Here is a 281-nt window from a genome sequence, read left to right as displayed (position 1 = left end):
ACTATGAAGACATCGATTGGTGCTGGCGGATGCACGAGGCGGGTTGGGAGGTGCTGCTGGAGCCGCGGGCCAAAGTTCTCCACCATCTGGGCGGTTCCAGCGCCCCACCTTCGGTGGTGGCCCGCGCATATCGTGAGTCCTTCTACCGCTACTGCGATCTGCGTGGGCTTTGGGGACTGAAGGCCGCCTCTCGCGCCGGATTGGCGATCCGCAGACTGCTGGGAGGCCGCTCGTGATGCGCGTGCTCCTGGACTGCCGCATGGTCTCGTGGTCCGGAGTGG

Annotated in this window: 1 protein-coding gene; it reads left to right on the top strand. The window is 65.5% G+C overall.

Translation table 11 applies throughout. The annotated features are described in order from the left end of the window. Window positions 1-236 (top strand): glycosyltransferase family 2 protein (locus MD536_RS21640; protein WP_239603857.1); only part of this gene is annotated, 236 nt, incomplete at its 5' end. Window positions 237-281: the final 45 nt, after the last annotated feature.

The organism is Flavihumibacter cheonanensis (assembly GCF_022352215.1).
GTDB lineage: Bacteria > Bacteroidota > Bacteroidia > Chitinophagales > Chitinophagaceae > Flavihumibacter > Flavihumibacter cheonanensis.
Note: the sequence above shows the minus strand (reverse complement) of the source record. Positions and strands in the feature narration are given on the sequence as shown.